Here is a 904-nt window from a genome sequence, read left to right on the forward strand (position 1 = left end):
CCAGTACTATGTAACCCAGTGCCATAAATGGCACTACTACTTGCGTAAAGTTTGCAATACGCTTTATACCGCCAAAAATAATAAACGCTAAAACAATAAGGATGATTGCTAAAGCGACTAACTTAAAGCTACCTACGTCACCAAAGCTAGTAGTAACCATGTTGCCACTGCCAAACACTTGGGTAAACGCATTACCTACTGCATTTGCTTGTACACCAGGTAGAAAAACACCACAGGCAATAATCGCCGAAACAGCAAATAAAACAGCTAGCCACTTTTGCCCTAAACAACGGTCAAAATAGTACGCTGGGCCACCACGGTATTGCCCATCTTCTTCTGTTTTATAAATTTGGCCTAAAGTAGACTCTGCGTATGCAGTGCTTGCACCTAAAAATGCAACAACCCACATCCAAAAAATTGCGCCTGGCCCACCAAAGCCGATAGCGGCAGCAACGCCAGCGATATTACCAACGCCTACTCGTCCAGACAACGATACTGCAAGGGCTTGAAAAGATGAAATACCTTTATCAGACGTGTTAGGACTAAATAATAACTTACACATTTCTTTAAAATGTCTAACTTGAGCAAATCGAGTTAATACTGAATAAAACAAGCCTGCGCCTAGGCATAAATAGATGAGTGCATTACTCCAAACAACATCATTAACAGCACTTACAAAAGCTTCCATGGATATCCTCTATAGTTATATTTATTATTTTTAATTACGAGACTCTGCTTTAGCTACTACGCTACATAAGCTTTACGAAATAAGGTTTTACCTCTCCCGTCCCGACTCATGATTTAATTAATCTTAACTTAAGTAACCTAACTTTGTTAACACTTAATTTTCAAAATATATAATTACACGCTTGGCGAAAGGCACTACATCTGTAGTATTTAAATG

Annotated in this window: 1 protein-coding gene; it reads right to left on the reverse strand. The window is 38.9% G+C overall.

What is annotated here, in order from left to right:
* Positions 1 to 688, reverse strand: a 688-nt coding sequence (locus tag H5072_RS20435) for a sodium:alanine symporter family protein (RefSeq protein ID WP_182694633.1), incomplete at its 3' end; no start/stop codon positions are given.
* Positions 689 to 904 lie beyond the last annotated feature (216 nt).

This window comes from Pseudoalteromonas sp. SR45-5, assembly GCF_014163565.1.
In the GTDB taxonomy this organism is placed as follows: Bacteria; Pseudomonadota; Gammaproteobacteria; order Enterobacterales; family Alteromonadaceae; genus Pseudoalteromonas; species Pseudoalteromonas distincta.